Here is a 26619-nt window from a genome sequence, read left to right as displayed (position 1 = left end):
TTACCGTATCCGGTAGGAACGGCAGGTTGCGCGCGTTATTTAAGGAAAGGTTATGACTGCTGCCCTGCAAGGTTCTTTGATGGTTGACGTGGCCGGTACCTGGCTGACGGCCGAGGATCGCCATCTGTTGAGCCAACCTGAAGTGGGCGGCTTGATCATTTTTGCGCGCAATATCGAACACCCACGTCAGGTCCGCGAGTTGAGCGCGGCGATCCGTGCGGTGCGCCCGGACCTGCTGCTGGCGGTCGACCAGGAAGGCGGACGCGTGCAGCGCCTGCGCCAGGGCTTCGTGCGCCTGCCGGCCATGCGCGCGCTGGCGGATAACCCCAACGCCGAGTACCTGGCCGAACAGTGTGGCTGGGTCATGGCCACCGAAGTATTGGCCGTGGGCCTGGATCTGAGCTTCGCCCCGGTGCTGGACCTGGACTACCAGCGCAGCGCCGTGGTCGGCACCCGTTCCTTCGAAGGCGACCCCGAACGCGCCGCCGTGCTGGCCGGTGCCTTTATCCGTGGCATGCACGGCGCCGGCATGGCTGCCACCGGCAAACACTTTCCGGGCCATGGCTGGGCCGAGGCCGATTCCCACGTCGCGATTCCCAACGACGAACGCAGCCTGGAACAGATTCGCGCCAATGACCTGGTACCGTTCGCACGCCTGAGCAAGCAATTGGCGGCGGTGATGCCGGCGCATGTGATCTACCCGCAGGTGGACAGCCAGCCCGCCGGCTTCTCACGCCGCTGGTTGCAGGACATCCTGCGCGGCGAGTTGCAGTTCGACGGGGTGATCTTCAGCGATGACCTGTCCATGGCGGGCGCCCATGTGGTGGGCGATGCGGCCAGTCGCATCGAGGCGGCGTTCACGGCGGGTTGTGACATGGGGCTGGTGTGCAATGACCGCGCGGCTGCCGAGCTGGCACTGAGCGCGGCGCAGCGGATGAAGGTCACCCCGTCGGCGCGGATTGCGCGTATGCGTGGGCAGGCGGTTGCATCGACTGATTACAAACAGGATCCACGCTGGCTGACGGCCCTCACAGCGTTGCGAGACGCTCAACTGATTGAATAAACGTCGACTGTGCATTAAAGAGGCTTGGTGTAGGAAGTATCTGAATCTGGCTGTAGCTGTCTCTTACCGCAGTGTAGGAGTCGCCCTGCTTTAAATCCCGTTGCTGACCGCTGTAGAGTTCTGCTCCATGAATGACCTGATTGCACGTATCGTTGAGTTGGATTGGCAGGAGTTCTTTGACTCTCGTTCGCTGGAGCGCGGGTTTGCGTATGCTCGCGAGAATCGTCTTGAGATCAAAGAGTTCGGACATAACAGACTGATTGCACATTGCAGGGGGTCTGGCCGTAATGTCTATAGTCTGGCGATTACTCTGGAGGGCGCCACATCCCGTTGGACGGGCATCAGATGCGTGTGTTCTTGCCCTGTGGCGATCAATTGCAAGCACGCCGCTGCGGCCCTGTTTACGTTGACCGCGCTGTATGAAGAGCTGAACGAACCGAAAAAGCAGGTGACTGACCGTCTGAGCCCGCAGCTCGAAAGCTGGCTTGAGACTATCCCCAAGCCCGGCCAGGAGGGTGAGACTCAGCCCAAGAATACCGGTACCTGCTTGCTGTACCAAATCACTCCCGACGTGTATTCCAATGGCTGGTCATTGGAGGTGTACCGGGCGCGCGTGACGAAAAAAGGTGACTACAGCGATATCAAGCCGCTGTATTCGATGGACGAAACATTGCGGCGTGCGCCTGGCTATATGCATGAGCTGGATATGCGGATCGGTCGACTGCTGATGTTGGGCCGATCTTATGGGAGCTATGGCAGCAGCTTTCAGTTGGCCGGCGGGATGGGGGCCGAAATTCTCCAATTGGCGCTGAAAACCCAACGCTTGTTTCTTGAGCTGGCCCCAGGACTGGCGCTTAACCCTGGCCCGGCCTGCACCGCTCGTTTCGATTGGGCCGTGATGCCCGATGGCAATTATTTGCCCCGCTGGATCAGCGACGGGCGCGAATTGGACGAAGTGCTGCCCCTCAAGCCGCTTCATTATCTTGACCTCGATAACATGACGATCGGGGTGGTCGAGCACGGGTTGGATGAAAATCTGGCCATGCATCTTTGCGCCTTGCCGGTGATTCCAGCTGATCAAGTCGCCTTATTCAGTCATCGCATCAGCGCGGCGTCCAAGGCGATTCCTCCGCCACGCGAGCTGACCGAGCGCGTCGTGGATACGTTGGAGCCCCAAGGGTATCTCACATTGGGAAGCGACGAATCCTACGTGTACAGCCAGGCCGACTATCGGCGGGTGCCCACCCTGGAACACCGCGCTGCCTTGGCCTTCCGTTACGACACGAGCCTGGTCAGCGGCAAGGGCACTGAAGACATCCTGTTTCTCAACGGCACCGAAACCCAACGCATCCAACGCAAGCCCGCGGCTGAAAAAGCCCTGCGCAAGACGCTCACGAAAATCGGCTTTAAAACGGTCAATCGCAAAAGCGGTGCGCTGCCTGTCGGTGCAGGAGAGATGTTCGATCTACCGAGCGACGAAGCCTGGCTGGTTTTTGTTGAAAGCCAGCTGCCGATTCTGCGTGAAGCAGGGTGGGACGTCGTCATTCAGCCGGGGTTTTATTACAATGTAGAGGCTGTTGACGGCTGGTACGCCGACATTGAAGAGTCACCCGCTCACGAGTGGTTCGACCTTGAGCTGGGCATTGAGGTCAATGGGGAGCGGCACAGCCTGTTGCCCATCATGCTCGACTTGATGCGGCGTCAACCCAAGTTGCTTGACGCCACCTACATGGCCGAACGTGATGATGAGGAGCGGGTATTGGTCATTCTGGATGCCCGCACTCATACCAAGGTTGCGCTGCCCTACGGTCGTATCAAACCGCTGATGACGACCCTCGGCGAGCTTTATCTGCGTGCGCCTGAAGGCGATGCACTGCGGCTGAGCGGGCCCGATGCGGCTCGGCTCAGTGATCTGGATGCAATACCTTTGGTCTGGCAGGGTGGCGAGCGACTGCGTGATTTCGCCAAGCGTCTCAAAAGCGCCACCCACGCTCATGTATCTGCACCTCAGGGCCTGAACGCCGAACTTCGAGGCTATCAGCTCGAGGGGCTGAACTGGATGCAAACCCTGCGCGAGCTGGAAGTCGGCGGGATTCTTGGGGATGACATGGGCCTGGGCAAAACCCTGCAAGCTCTTGCACACCTGCTCTGTGAAAAACAGGCAGGTCGCTTGCAGACCCCCGCTCTGGCGGTGATGCCCACCAGCCTGATCCCGAACTGGATGGACGAAGCCGCACGGTTCACGCCACAGCTCAGAGTCCTGGCGCTGCATGGCGCGCAGCGTCAGGCTGACTTCGCGCGCTTGACCGATTACGACCTGGTACTCACCACCTACGCGCTGTTGCCGCGCGACCTTGAAGTCCTGCAGCCTCAGCGCTGGAGTGTGTTGATCCTCGACGAAGCGCAAAACATCAAGAACCCCAACAGCAAGGCGGCCCAGGCTGCCCGTCAGTTGGAGGCTGGCCAGCGCTTGTGCTTGAGCGGTACACCGTTGGAAAACCACTTGGGCGAGTTGTGGTCATTGTTTCACTTCCTGTTGCCGGGCTGGTTGGGGGATAGCAAGACCTTCAATCGCGATTACCGCACGCCCATCGAAAAGCACGGCAACGCTCAGCGCATGCAGCACCTCACTGCGCGTATCAAACCGTTTCTGTTACGGCGTAAAAAAGAGCAGGTTGCCACGGAGTTACCGCCCAAGTCTGAAATCGTGCATTGGGTCGAGCTGAGCGACGCACAGCGGGATGTCTACGAGACCGTGCGTGTGGCCATGGACAAAAAGGTGCGCGATGAAATCAGCCGCCACGGGGTGGCCCGCAGTCAGATCATCATTCTTGAAGCCCTGCTCAAACTGCGGCAGGTGTGCTGTGACCTGCGGTTGGTCAAATCTGCACCGATGATTAAAGCCGCCAAGCCCGGCACTGGCAAGCTGGGCAGCTTGATGGAAATGCTGGAAGAGTTACTCAGCGAGGGGCGGCGGATTCTGTTGTTCTCGCAGTTCACCTCGATGCTGGCATTGATTGAAGAAGAGCTGAAGCAGCGCGGGGTTGAGTACTCGCTCCTGACCGGTGACACCCTTGATCGGCGTACTCCGGTGAAAAACTTCCAGGACGGCAAAACACCGTTATTCCTGATCAGCCTGAAAGCGGGCGGGACGGGCTTGAACTTGACCGCTGCGGATACCGTGATCCATTACGATCCGTGGTGGAATCCGGCGGTGGAAAACCAGGCCACCGACCGCGCCTATCGCATCGGGCAGGACAAACCGGTGTTCGTGTACAAAATGATTGCCCGGGGCACGGTGGAGGAAAAAATTCAGGCGTTGCAGTTGGAAAAGGCTGCATTGGCCGATGGGGTGCTGGAAGGTGGCGCCAGTGCGGGTTGGAAGCTGGAGCAGCGGGATATTGAGGCGCTGTTTGCGCCTTTGCCTGGCTGACGATCGCGGCGCGCCCTTCGGGGGCAAGCCCCCTCCCACATTTGTATGTGTTCGCAATTCAATGTGTGGGAGGGGCTTGCCCCCGATGGCGATCCAACAGTCAGCGCTTTTCCTGTTTATTGGGCAGCGGCGCAAACAACGCCTCGATATCCTCATTACCCAACTGCCAATCCCCAGTCGTACGCCCATCCAGCACACCCGCCGCCAGGTCGGACTTCTCCTTCTGCAAGTGCTGGATTTTCTCCTCCACCGTGCCTCGGGCAATCATTTTGTACACGAACACCGGCTTTTCCTGCCCGATGCGATACGCACGGTCGGTGGCCTGGTTTTCGGTGGCCGGGTTCCACCACGGGTCGTAGTGGATCACAGTATCCGCTTCCGTCAGGTTCAGGCCGACGCCGCCGGCTTTCAGGCTGATCAGAAAAATCTGCAGCTTGCCGCTCTGGAAATCCTTCACCGGTGTACGTCGGTCGCGGGTCTGACCGGTCAGCAAGGCGTAGGCAATTTCGCGTTTCTTCAGTTCAGCCTCAATCAAGCTCAGCATTGAGGTGAACTGCGAGAACAAGAGTATCCGCCGTCCCTCGGCAAACAGTTCCTCGAGCATCTGCATCAGGCTATCGAGCTTGCCTGAGCTGCTGCCACGGGCGGGCAGGGTGGCGTCGTTGACCAGGCGCAGATCGCAGCACACCTGGCGCAGCTTGAGCAGTGCCTCAAGGATGATGATCTGGCTGCGCGCCACGCCCTTGCGGGTAATCTCGTCGCGGACCTTTTTATCCATGGCCAGGCGCATGGTTTCGTACACGTCGCGCTGTGCTTCATTAAGATCGACCCAGTGGATGATCTCGGTCTTGGGCGGCAATTCCGTCGCTACCTGTTCTTTGGTGCGGCGTAGCAGGAACGGTTTGATCCGACCGTTGAGGTGCTGCAATCGCACATCACTGGCGCGTTTTTCTATGGGCACGCGGTAATCGCGATTGAAGCTTTTCACGTCGCCCAGCCAGCCCGGCAGCAGAAAGTGGAACAGCGACCATAACTCGCCCAGGTGGTTTTCCAGTGGTGTTCCGCTCAGGCACAGGCGCTGCCGAGCGTTCAGCTCGCGGGCCGCTTGGGCCGCCTTGCTGGCAGGGTTTTTGATGTACTGGGCTTCATCGAGGATCAGTACATGCAAGGGCAGGGCAGCGAGGACGTCGATGTCCTTGGGCAGCAGGGCGTAGGTGGTCAGCAGCAGGTCGTAGTCGTGCAGGTTGGCGAAATGTTTCTTGCGCCCTGCGCCGTACAGCGCCTGCACCCGCAGTTGCGGGGTGAAGTGCGCGGCTTCATCGAGCCAGTTCGGGATCAGGCTGGTGGGCATCACTACCATGCATGGCCGATCAAGGCGCCCGGCGATTTTCTCGGTGAGAATATGCGCCAGGGTCTGCAGGGTTTTACCCAGGCCCATGTCATCCGCAAGAATTCCGCCGACATCAAGCTGACGCAGCGACTGCATCCAGCTCAGGCCCTCCAGTTGGTAAGGGCGCAAGGTTGCGTTCAAACCTTCAGGCGCCACGCAGGTGAAATCCTTGATGTCTCGCAGGCGCTGGGCAAAGTTGCGGATCTTCTCGCCGCCTTCCCATTGCAGCGGCAGGTCTTGCAGCGGGTTCAAGCGGATCGCATCGGCCTTGGCCAGGCGTAATGTGGTGGTGCCGGGTTCCTGCAGGTAGAACTCGCCGAGGGTCGCCAGTACCGGTTTCAAGCGTCCATACGGCAGCGCCACCTGCAGCGGGCCGTGGCCGTTGGGCAAGCCGGGAATATTCACCAGGATCAACTCATCATCGCGACGTCGGGCAAGTTTTTCCGGGTTGAGGATCTCGGTGTGGGAGCGCATCAAGTTGAGCAGGATCGGCAGCAGGCTCAGCCGCTCGCCGTTGACGATAATCCCCAGCTCCAGGTCGAACCAGTCACGCTCGGGGGCTTCATCGACGCTGGCGTACCAGTCGTCCACGGGGCTCAGGTCGAAACCGAAGTCTTCATCGATCTGCAGCTCCCAGCCCTCGGCCCGCAGCGCGGGGGATGCGTTGAGGGTGAAATTCAGCCAGGCGCTGTCATTGACCATCTCGAACAGGTCGCCGGCACTCTCCGGCAGGGCCTTGCTCTGGCGCGTGGCGATCTTGAAGCCGAGCAGGCGCAGTTGCTCGCGATAAGGTTGTTCCAGCTCCGGATGGCGCTTGATGCGCAGGCTCTGGGTTTCCTGGCGCACGATGATGTCGGCGTTCTTTTGCCCACTGACATAATTGCCCAGATAGTTGAACGACAGCGCCGCGCGATGCTGGATGTAACGCTGCATCTTGCCATTGCGCGGCTCGAACGCGCTGAACTCCACACTGGCCAGCCACAGGCGCGGCACGGGGGGCACATCCTCCATGACCACTTGCGGCAGCACCACGCGGTTATCCAGCACGGCCTGGAGTTTTTCCAGCAGTTGCGCATCCTGGGCCGCCGCCGGGTAGGCCAGGGTTTCCTGGACTTTGAGCAGCACTGCGGCGATATGTTTGCAGTTGGTGTGCACCGGACAGGTACAACGGCTGTCCACCAGGATCAGCATGCCCTTGGCCGATTCGCGCAACGAGATGGTTTGCCGGTACACGTTGCCACCCGACCCTTCGCAACTGGCCGTGATGGTACTGTCGCCGGACTCGACGATGCGCACCCGATTCTCCAGCGCATAACGCCGCCCGCGCTCCAGGCTTTGCTCCTTGAAGCGATTGGCCCACGAAGGGGCCAGGGGTTTGGTCAGCGATGGCGTCAGGGGCATGGCGCTGTATCAGTCCTGCAGGCCGGGCGGTGGCGCGCTGGGGGGCTTGGCGGTCAGCGAGGTGATCTTGATCAGCAGCGCCAGGTGGCCACCGTCCAGATAATTGAGCTGGTTGTTCTTGGTGCGTACATCCTTCTGGCTCAAGTGTTCGCTGGCTATCACGCTGCCGTTGCTGTCGAACTGGTTGATCCAGAAGTCGGCATCGATGTCGGTGAAACGCCCCAGTTGCAGGTTCAGTACGCCTTCGATAGGGAACTGGCCGAATTGCTCCTGACCGTCGGTGATCGCGATTTTCACCGGCTGCTCGCCCAGGTTCTGTTCCCAGGCTTTGTGCGCGAGCACGGTGTAACTGGAATCGGCGCGCAGCTTGTCGACGATGCTGCCCAGGCGGGGCGGGCTCATTCGCTCGCCCAGACGCGGCGCGCCGCCATCCCAGTTTTCCGGGGCGGCGCGGCTGTTGATCACCGGCTCCGCATTCTGGCGCACCAAGATCATTTCGACCTGGTAGGGGCTGTCGGCAAAGGCTGAAGGCGCGAGTACCACCAACAACAGGCTCAGAATGCGGAACACGCGCATGGAGGCGTCCTTCAAGCAGATTTCGGAATGAGGCGTTCAAACAGCGCCTCCAGGGTATTGAAGCGTTCTTCGGCACGTTCCATCGGCACCATGAACTTGAACAGCGTAGCCCCTTCGAACTTGTAGCGGTTGGGCTGGCCCTGGATCAGCTTGATCAGCACCAGCGGGTCCACCGGCGTCTGGGCTTCGAATTCGATACGCCCGCCTTGCGGCCCGGCGTCGACCTTCTTGATGCCCAGCTGCTCGGCCTGCAACTTGAGCAGGGTCAGGCGCACCAGGTTCTTGGTCGGCTCCGGCAACAGGCCGAAGCGGTCGATCATTTCCACCTGCAGGTCCTTGAGGCCTTCTTCGTCGGTGGCCGAGGCGATGCGCTTGTACAGGATCAGCCGCGCATGCACATCCGGCAGGTAGTCTTCGGGAATCAGTGCCGGCAAGCGCAGGTTGATTTCCGGGCCACCGCCCAGCGGTTGATCGAGGTTTGGTTGCTCGCCTTTGCGAATGGCTTTCACCGCACGTTCCAGCATCTCCATATAGAGGGTGAAGCCGACCGCCTGAATCTGCCCGCTCTGGCCGTCGCCCAGCAGTTCGCCGGCACCACGGATTTCCAGGTCGTTGGTGGCCAGTACAAAACCGGCGCCCAGATCCTGGGTGTTGGCGATGGCTTCCAGGCGCTTTTGCGCATCGCCGGTAATTTGCTGGCGCGGCGGCGTCAGCAGATAGGCATAGGCTTGGTGGTGACTGCGCCCGACCCGGCCGCGCAGTTGATGCAGCTGCGCCAGACCGAACTTGTCGGCGCGCTCGATGATGATGGTGTTGGCGCTTGGTACGTCGATGCCGGTCTCGATGATGGTCGAGGCGATCAGCACGTTGAAGCGCTTGTGGTAGAAATCGCTCATTACCTGTTCGAGTTCGCGCTCGCGCATCTGCCCGTGGCCGATGGCGATGCGCGCTTCCGGCACCAGTTCGGCGAGGTCGGCGGCGCACTTCTCGATGGTCTTCACGTCGTTGTGCAGGTAATACACCTGGCCGCCGCGCAGCAATTCGCGCAGCAGCGCTTCCTTGACCGTGCTCTTGTTCTGCTCCATCACGAAGGTGCGCACCGACAGGCGGCGCGCCGGCGGCGTGGCGATGATCGACAGGTCGCGCATGCCCGACACGGCCATGTTCAGCGTGCGTGGGATCGGTGTGGCGGTCAGCGTCAGAATGTCGACTTCGCTGCGCAGGTTTTTCAGCTGTTCTTTTTGACGCACACCGAAGCGGTGTTCCTCGTCGATGATGACCAGGCCCAGGTTCTTGATCTTCACATCGTCCGACAAGAGCTTGTGCGTGCCGATGACGATATCGATCTTGCCTTCTGCCAGCTCGGCGACGGCGGCGTTCACTTCCTTGGCGGACTTGAAGCGGCTCATCACTTCCACGCTCACCGGCCAGTCGGCAAAGCGGTCGCGGAAGCTGTTGTAATGCTGCTGGGCGAGCAGGGTGGTCGGTACCAGGATCGCCACTTGCTTGCCGCCATGCACGGCGATGAAAGCGGCGCGCATCGCCACTTCGGTTTTGCCAAAGCCCACGTCGCCGCAGACCAGGCGGTCCATCGGCTTGGGCGCGAGCATGTCGGCGCGCACGGCTTCGATGGTGGTTTGCTGGTCCGGGGTTTCTTCAAAGGCGAAGCCGGCGCTGAAGGTGGCGTAGTCGGCTTTCGGGTCGGCGAACGCATAACCTTCGCGCGCGGCGCGGCGGGCGTAGATGTCGAGCAATTCGGCGGCCACGTCGCGCACCTGCTCGGCGGCCTTGCGCTTGGCTTTCTGCCAGGTCTCGGAGCCCAGGCGATGCAACGGCGCCAGCGCGTCATCGCTGCCGGTGTAGCGCGCAATCAGGTGCAGGCTGGCCACCGGCACGTAGAGCTTGGCGCCCTCGGCGTATTCCATGGTGAGGAATTCGGCGGCCTGGTTGTCGATTTCCAGGGTTTGCAAACCGAGGTAGCGGCCCACGCCGTGATCGATGTGCACCACCGGGGCGCCTTCGCGCAGCTCGGTGAGGTTCTTGATCACCGCGTCGTTGTTGGCGTCGGCGCGTTTTTCGCGGCGCCGGCGCTGCATCACGCGCTGGCCGAACAGCGGGCTCTCGGCAATCAGGGCCAGGGCCGGGTCGTCCAGCAGCAGCCCTTCGTCCAGCGGTGCGATGGTGATCGCCAGGCGCTCTTTGCTGGCGACAAAATCCGGCCAACTGTCGACGGTTTTTGGCCGCAGCTTAAGGCGTTCCAACAGCTCCAGCAGCACTTCGCGACGCCCGGCGGATTCGGCGGTAAACAGCACGCGGCCGGGGAAGTCGCCAAGGAAGTTGGACAACGCTTCCAGCGGTTGCGTGGCCTTGGCCTGGATCGCCAAATCGGGCAGCACGCTCGCCGGGAAGCGCTCGCGGCCACTGCCGGCGTCCACATCCTGCTGGCTGGCCACAACGCGCGGCCAGTTCTTCAGGCGGGCGAAGCAGTCTTCCACCGGCAGGAACAATTCGGCAGGCGGCAATAAAGGCCGGGACGGGTCAACGCGGCGCTCTTCGTAGCGGTTACGCACGTCGTTCCAGAAGTTTTCCGCCGCCTGTTCGATGCCCGGCAGCGAGAACACCTGGGTGTCCTGGGGCAGGTAGTCGAAAAGGGTGGAGGTTTCGTCGAAGAACAGCGGCAGGTAGTACTCGATACCGGCCGGCGTAATCCCGCTGCTCAAGTCCTGGAAAATCGGGCAACGACGGAAGTCCACGTCGAAGCGCTCACGAAAGCGCGCCTTGAAGCGCGTGACCGCGTCCTTTTGCAGCGGGAATTCACGGGCCGGCAGCAGCTTGACCGACTCCACCTTGTCGATGGAGCGCTGGTTTTCCGGATCGAAGGTGCGCAGCGTTTCGATTTCGTCATCGAACAGGTCGATGCGATACGGCAACTTGCTGCCCATCGGGAACAGGTCGATCAAGGCCCCGCGCACCGCGAACTCACCGTGCTCGTACACGGTGTCGACGCAACGGTAGCCGCTGGCCTCCAGGCGCGTGCGCATTTGCTCCACATCCAGCTTCTGGCCGATGTCCAGCACCAGGCTGCTGCCGAGCAGGAACTTGGTCGGCGCCAGGCGATGCAATGCGGTGGTGATCGGCACCACCAGCACGCCGTGAGCCAGTTCCGGCAAGCGGTACAGGCTGGCGATGCGCTGGGAGATGATGTCCTGGTGCGGCGAGAACAGGTCGTAGGGCAGGGTTTCCCAGTCGGGAAAGTGCAGCACCGGCAAATCGGGGGCGAAGAAGCTCAGCTCCTGCTCCAACCGTTCGGCGCTCTGGCTGTCGGCGGTCAGGAGCAGGGTAAAGCGCTTGGCTGCGCTGGCAGCCTCGGCAATGGCCAGGCTCAGGGCGGCACCGGGCAGGTTGCCCCAATGCTGTTTACCTGCCGCGGCAGGGAGTAGCGGTAGACGCAGAACGGGCACGGAAGGTTGAGCTCCAAGCGTTGCGACAAAGTCGGTAATTGTAACGGCCAGAGGTGCTGCCTGTCAGTTGCTGACTGTGCCTATTACGGTTTGTTGGAAATGTAGTGGCTAAGACAAACAATCGCCGGTTTTGACTCAATATGTAGTGCCAAAATGCGCGAATGTTTTGGAGGGTTACGGACAAGTCGGGCTGCTCGCCAAACTAGTGGCCTTCTGGAACCCGCGTGTTTCCTGGGCTGTAGCGCGGTGGTATTTTTTTGCAAGGGCTTTTTGTTGCCTGTCGCGCATTGCTCAACGGTCAGTCGGACGACATAATGTAGCCCCTTTTTTCAGCCCCTACATGTGGAAGGTTCCCGTGACTCAGAAGCCCGACCAGTGTCTTGGTGAATGGATCGACCGTGAAGCACTCGCAGAAGCGATGATTCCGCTTATCGGCCAGTTGTACCGCAATAACAATGTGGTGAGCTCGATCTATGGCCGCAGCCTGATCAACCAGTCCGTCATCGCGATTCTCAAGGCACACCGCTTTGCGCGTCACCGTTCCGCCGACGACAGCGAACTCTCCGTCCACGAAACATTCCCACTGCTCAAGGCCATGAGCGAGCTCAAGCTCGGCGCGGCTTCGGTCGACCTGGGCAAGCTGGCCTACAAATTCCGCAAGGAAGGCGCCGGTCGCAGCGCCGAGCAGTTCGTGCGTGAAGAAATGGCCGACGTGGTTGGCCAGCAAAACGCCGCGGCCCGCAAAGGCACCGACGTGGTGCTGTACGGCTTCGGTCGTATCGGCCGCCTGCTGGCGCGCATCCTGATCGAAAAAACCGGCGGCGGCGACGGCCTGCGCCTGCGTGCCATCGTGGTGCGCAAAGGCGCCGAGAACGACCTGACCAAGCGCGCCAGCCTGTTGCGCCGCGACTCGGTACACGGTCCGTTCAACGGCACCATCGTCATCGACGAAGAAAACAACACCATTACGGCCAACGGTAACCTGATCCAGGTGATTTACGCCAAAAACCCGTCCGAGGTGGATTACACCCAGTACGGCATCAAGGACGCCCTGCTGGTGGACAACACCGGTGTATGGCGCGACGCCGAAGGCCTGGGCCAGCACCTGGCCTGCCCGGGTGTCGATCGCGTTGTCCTGACTGCGCCTGGCAAGGGCAAGCTCAAGAACATCGTGCACGGTATCAACCACGGTGAAATCACCGCTGACGACAAGATCGTGTCCGCCGCGTCCTGCACCACCAACGCCATCGTGCCGGTGCTGAAAGCTGTGAACGACAAGTTCGGCATCGTCAACGGCCACGTCGAGACCGTTCACTCGTACACCAACGACCAGAACCTGATCGATAACTTCCACAAGGGCGACCGCCGTGGCCGCAGCGCCGCGCTGAACATGGTGATCACCGAGACCGGCGCCGCCACCGCTGCCGCCAAGGCGCTGCCTGAACTGGCCGGCAAGCTGACCGGCAACGCGATCCGTGTGCCGACGCCGAACGTGTCGATGGCGATTCTCAACCTGAACCTTGAGAAAGCCGCCAGCCGTGAAGAGATGAACGAGTACCTGCGCTACATGGCGCTGCACTCCGATCTGCACAAGCAGATCGACTTCGTCAATTCCCAGGAAGTGGTGTCCACCGACTTCGTCGGCTCGCGCCACGCTGGTGTGGTGGATGCCGAAGCGACCATCAGCCAGGACAACCGCGTTGTGCTGTACGTGTGGTACGACAACGAGTTCGGTTACAGCTGCCAGGTGGTTCGCGTGATGGAAGATATGGCCGGGGTCAACCCGCCGGCGTTTCCGCGCTAAGCCTGAGTGTTGAATGAAAAAGCCCCGACTGGTTCGGGGCTTTTTTTATGGCTGGGGGTTTTGTGGTGTCTGGGAGGGCCTCATCGGGGGCAAGCCCCCTCCCACAGTTTGATTTGCGAATACAGTCAAATGTGGGAGGGGGCTTGCCCCCGATGGCAGTGCTACAGCCGACACATCAATCCAGCAACTTGTCGTGCAACTCATCAGACAACCCTTCAGGTGCCAGCCAGATACCCAGGTAAGCCCTCGCCAGCGCATCATCGCTACTGCTGAACACCACCTGGCCATTAATCTCGAGGTTCAAACCCCGGCCCGGGCGAAAATCCAGGGCGTAACGATCGCCGCTGCGAATATCACGGAAGCGGGCGTGCAGTTTGTCGATCTCAGGCTTCAAGCGGGGATTGGTTTGCTGGCGTTCCAGCGTAGCCGTGGCCGCCTTGATCACATCACCACGGTCGATATCGCGAAAGTAATACAGCGTCAGGCGCAGCGATTTTTGCTGCTCCCAGGCCTGTTTTGCGCTCAGATCCTTTGGGCCATACAGCGCCGCCGCGTAAACATCCGCCCAGAGATAGTTGAGCACCGCCTGGTTTTTCAGCGCCAGCCCCTCGACCTGCGCGGGGAAGCCAGCCTGCTTGAGTCGGTCCGCATCACTGGCTTGCGCCGTGATCGAGATCAACAGCATCAAACCGATAACGAGTTGTCGCATAATGGCTGATCCTTGAATCGACGCTGATTTGCGCCCTGTTAGTATGGCAACACTGGCCTACGACGCGACCAAGGGTTAATGTGCGCGGCGTTGAGCCTTATATAGACTGTGCCCCGGTTCACACACTTGAGCCAAATTGTCCTTCATGCCCGCTGGCCGCGGCATGATTTAGCCCGGCGTCCAACCGTACGCCTGGCCTGTTCTGAGGAGTACGCATGGCTGTCTACAACTACGACGTGGTGGTACTGGGTTCCGGCCCGGCTGGAGAAGGCGCGGCGATGAACGCTGCAAAGGCAGGGCGCAAGGTGGCGATGGTCGACAGCCGTCGCCAGGTCGGCGGCAACTGCACCCACCTGGGTACCATCCCGTCCAAGGCGTTGCGTCACTCCGTGCGCCAGATCATGCAATTCAACACCAACCCGATGTTCCGGGCGATTGGCGAGCCGCGCTGGTTTTCGTTCCCGGACGTGCTCAAAAGCGCCGAGAAAGTCATCTCCAAGCAAGTCGCTTCGCGCACCGGCTACTACGCCCGTAACCGCGTCGACCTGTTCTTCGGCACCGGCAGCTTCGCCGACGAGCAGACCGTCGAAGTGGTCTGCGCCAACGGCGTGGTCGAGAAGCTGGTGGCCAAGCACATCATCATTGCCACCGGCTCGCGCCCGTATCGCCCGGCGGACATCGATTTTCACCACCCGCGTATCTACGATAGCGACACCATCCTGAGCCTTGGCCACACCCCGCGCAAACTGATCATCTACGGCGCCGGCGTGATCGGCTGCGAATATGCCTCGATCTTCAGCGGCCTGGGTGTATTGGTGGAGCTGGTGGACAACCGTGACCAGTTGCTGAGCTTCCTCGACTCGGAAATTTCCCAGGCGTTGAGCTACCACTTCAGCAACAACAACATCACTGTGCGCCACAACGAAGAGTACGAGCGCGTCGAAGGCCTGGACAACGGGGTGATCCTGCACCTCAAGTCCGGCAAGAAGATCAAGGCCGATGCCTTGCTGTGGTGCAACGGGCGCACCGGCAACACCGACAAGCTGGGCATGGAAAATATCGGGGTCAAGGTCAATAGCCGTGGCCAGATCGAAGTGGACGAGAACTACCGCACCTGCGTGCCGAACATCTACGGCGCCGGTGACGTGATCGGCTGGCCGAGCCTGGCCAGCGCCGCCCATGACCAGGGCCGTTCGGCGGCCGGCAGCATTGTCGACAACGGCAGCTGGCGCTACGTGAACGACGTGCCGACCGGGATCTACACGATTCCCGAGATCAGCTCGATCGGCAAGAACGAGCACGAGCTGACCAAGGCCAAGGTGCCTTACGAAGTGGGCAAGGCGTTCTTCAAGAGCATGGCGCGTGCGCAGATCGCCGGTGAGCCGCAAGGCATGCTCAAGATCCTGTTCCACCGCGAAACCCTGGAAGTACTCGGCGTGCATTGCTTCGGCTACCAGGCATCGGAGATCGTGCACATCGGCCAGGCGATCATGAACCAGCCGGGCGAGCAAAATACCCTCAAGTATTTCGTCAACACCACGTTCAACTACCCGACCATGGCCGAAGCCTATCGGGTAGCGGCCTACGACGGCCTCAACCGGCTTTTTTGAGCGGCTCCGGCCGGTGGCCTGAGCCGGCCGGGGAGACCGATTTCAGTAATTCCCGAGGGTGGCAGTGGCCAAACCGGGAAAGTCTGTAATCAGGCTATCTACGCCGAAGTCGGCGAGCCTGCGCATCAGCGCGGGTTCGTTGACCGTCCACACGGATACATGCAAACCCTGGCGCTGGGCTTTTTCCAGGCGCTCGGGGGTGCACAACGTCCAGTTCAACGCCAGATACTCACAGCCATAGTTCTGCGCGACCTTCAGCGGGTCGAGCCAGGCGTATTCGGCCACCAGCCCGCGTGACAGGTCCGGGGTGAGTTCAATCGCAGCTTTGAGCACTTCCCGCGAACTTGAGGTCACGGTGACTTTGTCCATCAGGCCAAAGCGCACGGCCATTTCGCGGATCGCCAGCACAGTGGTGGCGGCGCGGGTGCGCGAAGCGCTTTTGACTTCCAGTTGCCAGTGATCGAAGTCGCACTGTTCGAACAGTTCTTCCAGGCGCGGGATCGGGCAGGGGCTGACCCAGCCCGGGCCGCCTTTGCGTGCGTCCATCTTCACCAGGTCCGCCGCCGAGTACTCGACGACTTTGCCGCGCCGGTCGGCCGTGCGCTTGAGGGTGGGGTCATGGATGACCATCAGCTCGCCGTCCATGGACAGGTGCAAATCCAGTTCGCAGCGACGTACGCCGTGCTTGAGGCATTCCTGAAAGCTGGTCAGGGTATTTTCCGGTGCTTCGCCTTTGGCACCGCGATGGCCGTAAATCAGGGTCACAGTTGCTCCTTTGCGCCAGGATGGCTGGCGTCGTGAATACGCATTCAGAGATCGTCGCTTTGTTCTCGCGCCAGGCGGCGTTCCTGGGCCTGTTTCTGCAGGATGTAGCGCGCCAGCAGCTGGCGTTGGGCGTCGGTCATGGATTCGAATTCCGTGCCCACCTCAAAGCCGTCGCCCTTCGGGGCGCAATGGCTCACCCGCGCGCGCAACAGCAGGCCCAGCGCCTGCGGCATCAGTACCAGCTTGACCGCCAGGTGGGTGTCGGGAGCCAGCGGGGCAGGGTGCTGGAAGTCGATGCCGCCTTCGGACAGGATCACCGGCTGCGGCGCGCCTACCTCATTGAGCAGGCCGCGAGCCATGACCTGGCTGAGCAGGTCCAGGCGCTTGTTCTGCACTTTGAGGAACGCCGCCAGGCTGCGGTCTTTTTCGTTGATCTGGCGCAGCAGGTGCTGGGCTTCGAATTCGCTGAGGTGCAATTCACTGAGCAGATTGAACAGCGGCGAATCATCCAGCAACACTTCCTTGCTCGCCGCTTCGGGGGCAGACAGGCTTTTGATTTGGAGTGCGATCATGTCGTCGATACGGTAGTATTCGCGGCGCTCTTCTTCATCTAATGTCGACATGGCGAACCCCAGGTAACGGTAATGGTCTGAGTGTAAAGCTGCTGACCAGACCCCGCCACCGGGACGTCTTCTTTTCCTCCGAACAAGCCCCGACATGTTCAGACCTCTCTTCGTATTTATCGGCACGCGTTATACCCGTGCAAAGCGTCGCAATCATTTTGTGTCGTTCATTTCCCTGACCTCGATGATCGGTCTCGCCCTGGGCGTGGTCGTGATGATCGTGGTGCTGTCGGTGATGAACGGCTTCGATCATGAGATGCGCACCCGCGTGCTGGGCATGGTGCCCCACGCGACCATCGAGGGCGATGTGCCCATCAGCGACTGGCAAAGCCTGGCCGCCAAGGTCAAGCAGAACCCCAAGGTGCTGGCCGTTGCGCCGTTTACCCAGATGCAGGGGTTGCTGACCAACGACGGCAAGGTGCAGAAGATCCTGCTCAACGCCGTCGACCCGGCCCAGGAGCGCAACGTCTCGATCATCGACAAGTTCATGCTGCAAGGCAGGCTCGATGACCTGGCGCCCGGCAGCTTCGGCATCATCATCGGCGACAAGGCCGCGGCCAAGCTCGGTGTGGGCGTGGGCGACAAGCTGACGTTCGTCGCGCCGGAGGTCACCGTGACCCCGGCCGGCATGTTCCCGCGCATGAAGCGTTTTACCGTGGTCGGCACCTTTCACGTGGGCGCCGGCGAGATCGACGGCTACCTCGGGTTGACCAACCTCACCGACCTGGCACGCCTGCATCGCTGGCAGCCGGACCAGGTGCAGGGCCTGCGCCTGAAGTTCAACGACCTGTTCGACGCGCCACGCGGCGCCTGGGAAATCGCCCAGCACCTGGGGGAGTCCGAGTACTACGCCCGCGACTGGACCCGCACCCACGGCAACCTGTACCAGGCCATCCGCATGGAAAAAGCCATGATCGGCCTGCTGCTGTTGCTGATCGTCGCCGTGGCTGCCTTCAACATCATCTCCACGCTGGTGATGGTGGTGAACGACAAGAAGGGCGACATCGCCATCCTGCGCACCCTGGGCGCCACGCCGGGGCAGATCATGGCGATCTTCATGGTGCAGGGCACGGTGATCGGCGTGGTCGGCACCCTGATCGGTACGGCCGTGGGCATTCTGGCAGCGTTGAATGTCAGCGCCGCCATCGCCCTGCTTGAAAAAGTGCTCGGCCACAAATTCCTCAACGCCGACGTCTACTTCATCGACTACCTGCCGTCCCAGGTTCAGGCCCAGGATGTGCTGATGGTGGGCGGTGCCGCGTTGGTCCTGAGTTTCCTTGCCACCCTGTATCCAGCCTGGCGCGCGGCACGTACCCAGCCAGCACAGGCATTACGTTATGAGTGAATCGGGCATGAGTGAAAAAGCAATCCTGAGCTGCCGCAACCTGGGCAAATCCTACGAGGAAGGCCCGGAATCCGTGGTGGTGCTGGCCAACCTGCAACTTGAACTGCACCCCGGCGAGCGCGTGGCGATCGTCGGCAGTTCCGGCTCCGGCAAAAGTACCTTGCTCAACCTGTTGGGCGGCCTTGATACGCCGTCCCAGGGCAGCGTGTGGCTGGCCGGTGAAGAGCTGTCGGCCCTGAATGAAAAGGCCCGTGGCCAACTGCGCAACCGTTCGCTCGGTTTTGTGTACCAGTTCCACCACTTGCTGCCGGAATTCACCGCCCTGGAAAACGTGTGCATGCCGCTGCTGATCGGCAAGACCGCAATCCCCGAGGCGCGCCAGCGTGCTACCGCCTTGCTGGAGCGCGTCGGCCTCGGCCATCGCCTGGAGCACAAGCCGGCCGAGCTGTCCGGCGGGGAGCGCCAGCGCGTGGCCATTGCCCGTGCCCTGGTGAACAACCCAGGCCTGGTGATGCTCGACGAGCCCACCGGCAACCTCGACTCCCACACCGCTCAGGGCATCAAGGACTTGATGCTGGAACTGAGCACCCAGATGCGCACCGCGTTCCTGGTGGTGACCCATGACATGAGCATGGCCCGTCAGATGGACCGCGTACTGCATTTGCAGGAAGGTCATCTGGTCGCTATCTGAGTGGCTGCAAGCCCGGTTTTTCGAGGCCGGGCTTTTTTATTTTTTCAGGCGGTGCACGCGAATGTTCAGACCGTTATCGATTTTCATCGGCACGCGCTATACCCGCGCCAAACGCCGCAACCGTTTTGTCTCGTTTATCTCGATGACTTCGATGATCGGCCTCGCCCTGGGCGTATTGGCGATGATCGTGGTGCTGTCGGTGATGAACGGCTTCCAGCGCGAAATGAGCTCGCGCATCCTCGGCATGGTGCCCCACGCCACCATCGTCGGCGTAAAGCCGATCGATGACTGGCAGCCGGTGGCCGCTGCCGCGATGAAGAACCCGCAAGTGACGGCGGCGGTCCCGTTCACGCAGATGGACGGCATGTTCTCCTATAAGGGCGCGATGCAGCCGATTGAAATCAGCGGCGTCGATCCGGCCCAGGAAGGCAAGGTGTCGATCGTGGCCCAGCATATCGTGCGCGGCAAACTGGACGACCTGAAACCCGGCGAGTTCGGTGTGGTGATTGGCGACATCACCGCACGGCGCTTTCGCCTGAACGTGGGCGACAAGCTGACCTTGATCGTGCCGGAAATCAGCACCGCGCCGGGTGGTATCACACCGCGCATGCAGCGTTTGAACGTGGTCGGTATCTTCAAGGTGGGCGCCGAGCTGGACGGCTCCATGGCCTTGATCAACCGGGCCGATGCCGCTGAAATACAGCATTGGCAACCCAACCAGGTGCAGAGCGTGCGCCTGGCGGTGACCGACCTGTACGCGGCGCCCAAGGTCTCGGCGGACATCGCCGCCAGCCTCGGCGCGGGGTATAAGGCGGACGACTGGACCCACACCCAGGGCAGCCTGTTCAGCGCGATGAAGATGGAAAAGACCATGATCGGCCTGTTGCTGCTGATGATCGTCGCGGTGGCGGCGTTCAACATCATCGCCACCTTGATCATGGTGGTGAACGACAAGGGCGCGGACATCGCGATCCTGCGCACCATCGGCGCCACGCCTCGGCAGATCATGGCGATCTTCATGGTGCAGGGCACGGTGATCGGCGTGGTCGGCACCCTGATCGGCGGCGTGCTGGGGGTGATTGCGGCGCTGAACGTGAGCGAACTGGTGGGCTGGCTGGAGCGGGTCAGCGGGCAGCATATCTTCAGTTCGGATGTGTACTTTGTCAGCAACCTGCCTTCCGAATTGCAAGGTGGGGACGTGTTGCTGATTTGCTCGGCGGGGTTTGTGCTGAGCTTCCTGGCGACGATTTACCCGGCGTATCGGGCGGCGAAGATCGAGCCGGCGCATGCGCTCAGGTATTCGTAGCAGCTGAGACCGCTATCGGGGGCAAGCCCCCTCCCACATTTTGACCTCATTTCTCCTGAATAAACGCGGTCCACTGTAGGAGGGGGCTTGCCCCCGATAGGGCCGGCCCAGCGTGCATCAATCGCCCCTGGGCAACTCAATCACAAACCGCGTCCACCCCGCCTCAGACTCACAATAAATCCTCCCCCCATGCGCCCGCACAATCGACTGGGTAATCGCCAGCCCCAGCCCCGCATGCTCGCTGCTGCCTTCGCGCCGCGCCGGATCGGCCCGGTAGAAGCGATCGAACAGCTTCGGTAATACATCTGTCGAAATGCCTTCCCCGGTGTTTTCCACCGTCAGCCTCACGCAGCGCTCACCGTCTGCCAGGCGTACCCGCACCTCACCGCCCGCCGGGGTAAACCTGAGTGCGTTCTCCAACAGATTGGACAAGGCCCGGCGCAACATGCCGCGATCGCCGGCTGCGTGGGCATGGCCTTCACGCACCAACGAAACCTGCGCGTCTTCGGCCAGCAGCGCAAAAAACTCCAGCAACGCCTCGACTTCATCGGCCAGCGCCAGCGGCTCGCGCTTGGGGCTTAGCAAGCCGTGATCGGCTTTGGCCAGGTACAGCATGTCGTTGACCAGTTGCGCCATCCACTGCAATTCCTCCAGGTTGCTGTGCAGCGCTTCGCGGTAATCCTCCAGTGGGCGCGGCTGGGTGAGGATGACCTGGGTCTGGGTCAGCAGGTTCGACAGCGGTGTGCGCAGTTCATGGGCGATATCGGCGGAGAAAGCCGAGAGGCGCTGGAATGCATCGTCCAGCCGGCCCAGCATGGCATTGAAGGTCTGCGCCAGCTCGGCCAGTTCGACCGGCATCTGTTGCTGCGGCAAGCGTTGCGTCAGGGAGTGGGCGGACACACCGGCGGCGACTTCGCCCATGCGCCGCAAGGGGCGCAACCCGCTGCGCGCCGCCCAGGCGCCGAGCAGCGCGGTGGCCAGGGCCGAGAGGCCGACGGTCAGCCAGATCAAACGCTGCATGCGTTGCAGGAAATGCTGGTGGTGGGTGATGTCGAGTATCAGGGTCAATTGCGCTGAGCCAGGTTGGCCGGGGCTCAGGGGCGCGTTGTACACGCGGTAGTCGGTGCCTGCCTGTTGCAGGCTGTGCAGGCCGGGTGCCTCGGGCAACGTCACGCCCGGCGCGTCGTCAAGCCAGCGCTGGCCGGCTGCCGTGATGCGCAAGGCGAGGTCGGGTTGATGGCTAAGGTCGGCGCGCAGTTGAGGTTCGCGCCGGGCAAAGGCTTGCGCCGAGTCGACACCCTGCAACGTGCTGCGCAGCGCCACCAGCCGGCTGTCCAATTGCTGCTGGTCCAGCTCGATAAAGTGCGCCTCGCTGGCGTGGTTGAACAGCACGCCGGCGAGCAGCGAAACCACGGCGGTGCACGCGGCAAACAGCAGTGCCAGGCGGCTGGCGAGGGACAGGCGCTGGATCAAGTGAAGCGCTCCTCCAGTACATAGCCCATGCCGCGCACGGTGTGGATCAACTTGTTGGGAAAGGCGTCGTCGACTTTCAGGCGCAGGCGGCGGATCGCCACTTCGATGATGTTGGTGTCGCTGTCGAAATTCATGTCCCACACCTGTGAGGCGATCAGCGACTTGGGCAGCACTTCGCCCTGGCGGCGCAGCAGCAGCTCCAGCAGGGAGAACTCCTTGGCGGTGAGGTCGATACGCTGGCCGCTGCGCTCGACGCGGCGGCGGATCAGGTCCAGGCGCAGGTCGGCCAGTTGCAGGTGGGTGTCCTGCGGCGCGCTGCTGCCACGCCGTAACAGGCTGCGCACGCGGGCGAGCAGCTCGGAAAAGGCGAAGGGCTTGACCAGGTAATCGTCGGCGCCCAGCTCCAGGCCGTGGACGCGATCTTCCACCGCGTCGCGTGCGGTAAGAAACAGCACGGGAACGTCCAGGCCGGCACTGCGCACCGCTTGCAGGATTTGCCAGCCATCACGACCGGGCAGCATCACGTCGAGGATCAGCAAGTCATAGTCGCCGGTCAGCGCCAGGTGCTGACCGCTGGAGCCGTCGGCCACCAACTCGGTGGTAAACCCGGCCTCGGCCAGGCCCTGGCGCAGGTAATGGCCGGTTTTGGGTTGGTCTTCGACGATCAGCAGTTTCATGTAAGGCTCTTGGCAAAGGATGGACGCTTCCCTGTAGGCGCGAGCTCGCGAAAAACGTCAACGATAACGCGTACTCTCTGGCTTGACGCGGCGTGCTGGCGTTCTTCGCGAGCAAGCTCGCTCCTACAACAATAAGCGGGTGAGCGCGCCAACGGGGAAACCTGACAAAGTTGTAATCTAGCAGTCAGCTCGCTGGCAGCGGGCTTATCTTAGAGTGCTGCCCAAGCTGGTTATGTATTTTGGGAGAAGAGAGATGGCATTGCGTACACCCCTGTTGCTGGCGGGCCTGCTGGCGTTGAGCTTCAATGCACTGGCTGATGCGTCTCGCACCTACGCGTTTGGCCAACCGGCACCGGCTGACAAAGCCACCCGTACGGTGGAGGTGACGCTGCAGGATATTTCCTTCTCGCCTAAGTCCCTGGACGTAAAGGCCGGTGAGACCGTTCGTTTTGTACTGATCAACAAAGGCCAGTTGCTCCACGAATTCAACCTTGGCGACGCGGCCATGCACGCCGAACACCAGAAGGAAATGCTGCAGATGCAGGCCAGCGGCATGCTCACGCCCACCGGGATGGGAGCCATGGACCACAGTAAAATGGCGCACGGCGCGATGAAGCACGATGATCCGAACAGTGTGCTGGTCGAGCCGGGCCAAATCGCCGAGCTGACCTGGACCTTTACCAAGGCCACCGGCCTTGAGTTCGCCTGCAATCTTCCCGGGCATTACCAGGCGGGCATGGTCGGCACGCTGACCGTTGAGTAAGGCGTTCCTTAAGGGCAGGAGCAAAGGCTGGTAGACTGGCGCGGTTTATCTAGCCAGGTTTCCGCCATGCATCCCGCAGCCGAACATTCGCCGCTGGGCAAGTCCAGTGAATACATTTGCACCTACACCCCTTCGTTGCTGTTCCCGATCCCTCGCGCGGCCAAGTGGGCCGAGCTGGGCCTGAACGCCGAGACCCTGCCTTACAAGGGCGTGGATTTCTGGAACTGCTTCGAACTGTCCTGGTTGCTGCCGTCCGGTAAGCCGGTGGTGGCCATCGGTGAGTTCAGCATCCCGGCCGACTCGCCGAACATCATCGAGTCCAAGTCCTTCAAGCTCTACCTCAACTCGTTGAACCAGACCGCGTTTGCCGATACACATCAGCTGGAAGAAACCCTGCGCAACGACCTCGGCGCCGCCGCCGGCAAGCCGGTCAGCGTGCGCATTCGCAGCCTGGCTGATATCGAGGCCGAAGGCGTGATGGCGTTGCCGGGCGTGTGCATTGATGAGCTGGATATCAACGTCAGCAGCTACGAACATCCGCGTCCGGAACTGCTGCGCTGTGATGACTCGCGGGTGGTGGAGGAGAGCGTGCACAGCCACCTGCTCAAATCCAACTGCCCGGTCACCAGCCAGCCCGATTGGGGCAGTGTGGTGGTGGAATACCGGGGCGCGGCGCTGGATCACGCGAGCCTGTTGGAGTACCTGGTGAGCTTCCGTCAGCACTCGGACTTCCATGAACAGTGCGTGGAGCGCATCTTTCTGGACCTGCAGCGCTTGCTCAAGCCTGAAAAGTTGACCGTGTACGCGCGGTATGTGCGCCGGGGCGGGCTGGATATCAACCCGTACCGCAGCACCGAGGATGTGGACTTCCAGAACGTACGCCTGGCGCGTCAATAAGCCTGCACCCAAAACCAAATGTGGGAGGGGGCTTGCCCCCGATAGCGGAGTGTCAGTCACAGCATCTGTGTCTGAAACCCTGCAATCGGGGGCAAGCCCCCTCCCACATGTTGGATCTGTGCTGGGTTGGCTGGCAGGTTAGATGCCGATGTTGCCCAGCGTTATCACAATGTTGCGCAGTGTCCCGGCAATGCCTGGGTGGTCCAGTTCAAACCCTTCCACCGCACGATTTACATCATCAGCGATGCTGGGTGTCTGGGTGGCCGGTTCCAGTTGTAGCTGCACGTCGAATTTGGCAACCAGCTCTTCAAGCGCTGCACGTTTTTCCGCGGGCAACTCTGGATGATCGATCAGTTGCTGGCGCACGATATCGGCCTGCTGTTGTAACTTCTCGCGATCAGGCATGACATTCTTTCCTTTTATCGATAGGCACTGGCATAGACCGCGGCACGCCGGGAAAGGTCTACGAACTGACCTGTAGATTAATCCACCGGCGCCCGCTGTGCATGATCCTTGTCAGGGCTTCTCGCCTTTGAGCCGGCGCAGGCGGATATCGGCCAGGCAGGTGCCGAGTTCGCCGAGGTGATCGATCACCGAGTGCACGCCTAATCCGTAGAGCGCCACGGTGGCCTTGCCGCGCTTGTGCTCGCGTTCCTTTTCGCTCAGTGCCTGCCATTGTTCCGGCGCCATGCCGCACAGCGAGCCACATGAGGCCAGGCCGATGGTCCACAGCCCGGCATTCAGGCCCGATTGCAGCAGGCGCGGTTCGCCGCTGACCAGCACGCAGCCCTCCAGGCGTGTGATATTCAGCTCCATCAAGGCTTGCCAGCAGGCGTGGGGCGCCGGCCAGCGAATGGTGGAAGGCGAGGTGGCCTTGAGCCAGGCGGGCAGGGCGGTGGCCAGTGGCGTGGTGACAGAGGAGGGCAATTCATCCAGCCAGGCGCAGGGCACGCCTTGCTCCTTCAGGCTGCGCAGAATTTTCAGCGCGCCAGGTGTGGCCTGGGAGTCGGGGGAGGGTGAGTCGCTGCGGGCCTGGGAACCGAAATCCACCAGGCAGCCACTCAGGCCAAACAACACGGCGGTCAACGCGGGGGCAGTGGCGACGGCTATCTCGGCATGTGGCATCTGAACGTCCCTGAAATAGCTGCAACGCTATCGGGGTGGCATGACAGGTGGATGACATCGGGGCGTATTTGTAGGATCTTTGTCCAAATCATGAAAGTCGTTTCGTTGCGACTGCCTAAATCCATACTTCCGTCATATACTGACGGCCTTATTCAGGGCATAGCGCCCATGACAGACTATTCAAGGAGCAAAAGCTATGCGCTGGAGCCAGTACTTCGCTCAGCTATCGGTGTGTGCCACCGTCCTGTTGGCACCGTTCGCCGCTCAGGCCGCGACGGAAGATGATCCATGGGAAAGCGTCAACCGTCCCATCTTCACCTTCAACGACACCGTTGACACTTACGCCCTCAAGCCAATCGCCCAGGGCTATCAGTTCGTCACCCCGCAATTTGTGCAGGACGGCGTGCACAACTTCTTCCGCAACATCGGCGATGTCGGCAACCTCGCCAACAACGTACTGCAGCTCAAGCCGCACAATGCTGGCGTCGACACAGCCCGTCTGCTGGTCAACACCACGTTCGGCGTGCTGGGCTTTATCGATGTCGGCACCAAAATGGGGCTGCAGCGCAGCGATGAAGACTTCGGCCAGACCCTCGGCTACTGGGGCGTCGGCAGCGGTCCCTACGTGATGATCCCGTTGCTCGGCCCAAGCACCTTGCGTGACGCGCCGTCCAAATACGTGGACAGCTACACCCAACCGTACCGCTACATGAACGATATCGGCTGGCGCAACAGCACCTTCGGCCTGAACGTGGTCGACACCCGTGCCAGTCTGCTCGACAGCGAGAAGCTGATCAGTGGCGACAAGTACACCTTTATCCGTAACGCTTACCTGCAAAACCGCGAGTTCAAGGTCAAGGACGGCAAGGTCGTCGACGACTTTTAAGCTGTGACGTTTTGAAATGAAAAAGGCGACCTTTGAACGGTCGCCTTTTTTGTGCGCGCTGATCAGCGCATGTTCAAAATCTTCAGGCCCAGTTGCTGCTCATCGCCTACGGTCTTGGCCCACACCACCTCGGTATCGGCCTCAAGGCCCTTGAGCGCGGCGTGCTCGGAATCGATGCGCACGGTGAGCCGGTCGCCCACATTGAACTGGCGAGGTGCCTGCACCTGCATGCCGGAGCTGGACAGGTCCAGGCAGACCCCTGCAATCTCTTGCCCGGCGTGGATCAAGGATACATCGGCATCCACCCGCATGCGGATGAAGTCGCGTTTTTCGGCGTAGTCGCGCTCATGTTCGCTCACAGCATCCATCCTTACTTTGGGTTGTGGTGATGAACGTTCTTATAACTCCCGGTGATTTGCCATGTAAAGACGCTCGGCGACCATCGGCATGAGCTTGAAACCCCTCACGGATGGGAGTACCGTCTGCGCCTTAGAAGGGCACCTCTGCTTTACGGTTGTGCATTGGATAAATCCCAATGCTTTGTAGGACAGAGAGGCTAGAAAGCGAATCCAGTACGTGAGCCCGGCCATTGTCGAGCCACCTACGCCAACCTAATTCTGG

General features: G+C 61.2%; 21 protein-coding genes. 10 read left to right on the top strand and 11 right to left on the bottom strand.

The genetic code is table 11. The features are described 5' to 3' along the window. Positions 1–52: 52 nt before the first annotated feature. Entirely contained in the window at positions 53–1063 is a 1011-nt protein-coding gene (gene nagZ / locus TU82_RS09640) for a beta-N-acetylhexosaminidase (protein ID WP_057722978.1), read from the top strand. 127 nt (positions 1064–1190) lie between these two features. Beyond that, a complete protein-coding gene (locus TU82_RS09635; protein WP_082631997.1) occupies positions 1191–4496 on the top strand; it encodes a DEAD/DEAH box helicase in 3306 nt (1101 codons plus the stop codon). Positions 4497–4596: 100 nt separating this feature from the next. On the opposite strand, the gene TU82_RS09630 is transcribed toward TU82_RS09635, so the two are convergent. Genes TU82_RS09630 through mfd form a run of 3 tightly spaced genes read right to left on the bottom strand, consistent with a single transcriptional unit; the run spans position 4597 to position 11324 of the window. Continuing rightward, complete coding sequence (locus tag TU82_RS09630) at positions 4597–7287, bottom strand: DEAD/DEAH box helicase (RefSeq protein ID WP_057722976.1); 2691 nt, start codon at positions 7285–7287, stop codon at positions 4597–4599. A gap of 9 nt (positions 7288–7296) precedes the next feature. Next, positions 7297–7863: a CsiV family protein gene (locus TU82_RS09625; protein ID WP_057722975.1), complete on the bottom strand. Its 567-nt coding sequence runs from the start codon at positions 7861–7863 to the stop codon at positions 7297–7299. An 11-nt stretch (positions 7864–7874) separates the two neighbouring features. After that, the gene (mfd, locus tag TU82_RS09620; RefSeq protein WP_057722974.1) at positions 7875–11324 is read right to left on the bottom strand and encodes a transcription-repair coupling factor; all 3450 of its coding nucleotides are present in this window, start codon (positions 11322–11324) and stop codon (positions 7875–7877) included. Between the two features lie 340 nt (positions 11325–11664). On the opposite strand from mfd, the gene TU82_RS09615 reads away from it, so the two are divergent. Next, complete coding sequence (locus TU82_RS09615) at positions 11665–13128, top strand: glyceraldehyde-3-phosphate dehydrogenase (RefSeq protein WP_057722973.1); 1464 nt, start codon at positions 11665–11667, stop codon at positions 13126–13128. 175 nt (positions 13129–13303) lie between these two features. Here the strand turns inward: TU82_RS09615 and TU82_RS09610 are convergent, their stop codons facing one another. Then, positions 13304–13837 (bottom strand): chalcone isomerase family protein, encoded by a 534-nt coding sequence (locus TU82_RS09610; RefSeq protein WP_057722972.1) that lies wholly within the window; start codon positions 13835–13837, stop codon positions 13304–13306. 215 nt (positions 13838–14052) lie between these two features. On the opposite strand from TU82_RS09610, the gene sthA reads away from it, so the two are divergent. Next, entirely contained in the window at positions 14053–15447 is a 1395-nt protein-coding gene (gene sthA, locus TU82_RS09605; protein WP_003189670.1) for a Si-specific NAD(P)(+) transhydrogenase, read from the top strand. Positions 15448–15489: 42 nt separating this feature from the next. Here sthA and TU82_RS09600 read toward each other — a convergent pair whose 3' ends face one another. Beyond that, positions 15490–16212 (bottom strand): glycerophosphodiester phosphodiesterase, encoded by a 723-nt coding sequence (locus tag TU82_RS09600; protein ID WP_057722971.1) that lies wholly within the window; start codon positions 16210–16212, stop codon positions 15490–15492. Between the two features lie 44 nt (positions 16213–16256). Then, the gene (locus TU82_RS09595; protein WP_057722970.1) at positions 16257–16835 is read right to left on the bottom strand and encodes a PilZ domain-containing protein; all 579 of its coding nucleotides are present in this window, start codon (positions 16833–16835) and stop codon (positions 16257–16259) included. 94 nt (positions 16836–16929) lie between these two features. On the opposite strand from TU82_RS09595, the gene TU82_RS09590 reads away from it, so the two are divergent. From TU82_RS09590 to TU82_RS09580, 3 genes are all read left to right on the top strand, one after another. Further along, positions 16930–18180, top strand: a complete 1251-nt coding sequence (locus TU82_RS09590; protein ID WP_057722969.1) for a lipoprotein-releasing ABC transporter permease subunit — start codon at positions 16930–16932, stop codon at positions 18178–18180. Between the two features lie 7 nt (positions 18181–18187). Next, positions 18188–18871: a lipoprotein-releasing ABC transporter ATP-binding protein LolD gene (gene lolD, locus TU82_RS09585; RefSeq protein ID WP_164484517.1), complete on the top strand. Its 684-nt coding sequence runs from the start codon at positions 18188–18190 to the stop codon at positions 18869–18871. A gap of 61 nt (positions 18872–18932) precedes the next feature. Further along, complete coding sequence (locus TU82_RS09580) at positions 18933–20177, top strand: lipoprotein-releasing ABC transporter permease subunit (RefSeq protein WP_057722967.1); 1245 nt, start codon at positions 18933–18935, stop codon at positions 20175–20177. 117 nt (positions 20178–20294) lie between these two features. On the opposite strand, the gene TU82_RS09575 is transcribed toward TU82_RS09580, so the two are convergent. Both TU82_RS09575 and TU82_RS09570 read right to left on the bottom strand, forming a co-directional pair. Beyond that, positions 20295–21650, bottom strand: coding sequence for a heavy metal sensor histidine kinase (locus TU82_RS09575; protein ID WP_057722966.1), 1356 nt, complete (start codon positions 21648–21650; stop codon positions 20295–20297). Beyond that, positions 21647–22327 (bottom strand): heavy metal response regulator transcription factor, encoded by a 681-nt coding sequence (locus TU82_RS09570; protein WP_057722965.1) that lies wholly within the window; start codon positions 22325–22327, stop codon positions 21647–21649. The genes TU82_RS09575 and TU82_RS09570 overlap by 4 nt, the downstream gene beginning before the upstream one ends. 253 nt (positions 22328–22580) lie before the next feature. Here TU82_RS09570 and copI point away from each other — a divergent pair, with 253 nt between their 5' ends. Further along, a complete protein-coding gene (copI, locus tag TU82_RS09565; RefSeq protein WP_057722964.1) occupies positions 22581–23090 on the top strand; it encodes a copper-resistant cuproprotein CopI in 510 nt (169 codons plus the stop codon). A gap of 66 nt (positions 23091–23156) precedes the next feature. After that, positions 23157–23987: an NADPH-dependent 7-cyano-7-deazaguanine reductase QueF gene (queF, locus tag TU82_RS09560; RefSeq protein ID WP_057722963.1), complete on the top strand. Its 831-nt coding sequence runs from the start codon at positions 23157–23159 to the stop codon at positions 23985–23987. Between the two features lie 138 nt (positions 23988–24125). Here queF and TU82_RS09555 read toward each other — a convergent pair whose 3' ends face one another. Further along, positions 24126–24392: a DUF4404 family protein gene (locus tag TU82_RS09555; protein WP_057722962.1), complete on the bottom strand. Its 267-nt coding sequence runs from the start codon at positions 24390–24392 to the stop codon at positions 24126–24128. Between the two features lie 111 nt (positions 24393–24503). After that, positions 24504–25112 (bottom strand): HAD superfamily inactivated hydrolase PcrP, encoded by a 609-nt coding sequence (gene pcrP, locus TU82_RS09550; RefSeq protein WP_057722961.1) that lies wholly within the window; start codon positions 25110–25112, stop codon positions 24504–24506. A 196-nt stretch (positions 25113–25308) separates the two neighbouring features. Here pcrP and TU82_RS09545 point away from each other — a divergent pair, with 196 nt between their 5' ends. Continuing rightward, a complete protein-coding gene (locus TU82_RS09545) occupies positions 25309–25998 on the top strand; it encodes an MlaA family lipoprotein (protein WP_057722960.1) in 690 nt (229 codons plus the stop codon). 62 nt (positions 25999–26060) lie between these two features. On the opposite strand, the gene TU82_RS09540 is transcribed toward TU82_RS09545, so the two are convergent. Next, positions 26061–26357: a PilZ domain-containing protein gene (locus tag TU82_RS09540; RefSeq protein ID WP_057722959.1), complete on the bottom strand. Its 297-nt coding sequence runs from the start codon at positions 26355–26357 to the stop codon at positions 26061–26063. Between the last annotated feature and the right edge of the window lie 262 nt (positions 26358–26619).

The sequence above is a fragment of the Pseudomonas orientalis genome, assembly GCF_001439815.1.
GTDB lineage: Bacteria > Pseudomonadota > Gammaproteobacteria > Pseudomonadales > Pseudomonadaceae > Aquipseudomonas > Aquipseudomonas orientalis.
This window is presented reverse-complemented; position numbering and strand designations above follow the sequence as displayed.